The 649-nt window shown below is 77.3% G+C and carries 1 protein-coding gene; it reads right to left on the reverse strand.

Annotated features, from left to right (window positions below; genetic code table 11):
- Positions 1 to 175: 175 nt before the first annotated feature.
- Positions 176 to 595 (reverse strand): DUF6409 family protein, encoded by a 420-nt coding sequence (locus ACFXPK_RS32275; protein WP_385080704.1) that lies wholly within the window; start codon positions 593 to 595, stop codon positions 176 to 178.
- Positions 596 to 649 lie beyond the last annotated feature (54 nt).

Raw genomic sequence — 649 nt, forward strand, 5'->3', positions numbered from 1 at the left:
GGGGGGGGGGGGGGGGGGGGGGGGGGGGGGGGGGGGGGGGGGGGGGGGGGGGGGGGGGGGGGGGGGGGGGGGCCCCCCCCGGCACCTGTCCTGCCGCCCCGAAGGGGTGTCCGCTGGGGTGCTGGGGGCCTGCCGGGGGGGGTGTTGCCCTCCCCCGGACCGGCGGGCCTCGGTGTCAGCTGCGGTGGAGCGTGTGGCGGGCGGCCGGGTCGGCGTCGGCAAGGCCGGTCCGCTCGCGCCATGCCTGGCGGACGGCGGTGCGGAGCGCGTCCCCGTCGTCGTAGGCGAACCGTCCCCGGCGCAGGCTGCGGACGATGTCGCGGAACGTGTCCTGGTGCATCGTGGTCAGCGTGTCGTCAAGCGGGGTCAGCTCGTGCGGGAACATCGCCTGGACGCTGTCGCCCGGCTGCGGGGCACCGAGAGTGAAGAACCAGACCACGGACATGGTGGCCTCGGCGAACTCCGGTCCGCCGAAAGGGCCGACGACGACGGCGGGGCGGGTGTCGAGCTGGCGGGCCCGGAACCAGGGTCCGGCGATCACGAGCGTCGCGGTGGGGAAGTCCTGGACAGTGGGCTTCTGGTCGGTGGTGAGCATGTCGTGTCCTGTCTGGTGAGAGGTCCCGCCCCGGGCCGGGCGCCCCCGCCGGGG

Source organism: Streptomyces sp. NPDC059142, assembly GCF_042755665.1.
In the GTDB taxonomy this organism is placed as follows: Bacteria; Actinomycetota; Actinomycetes; order Streptomycetales; family Streptomycetaceae; genus Streptomyces.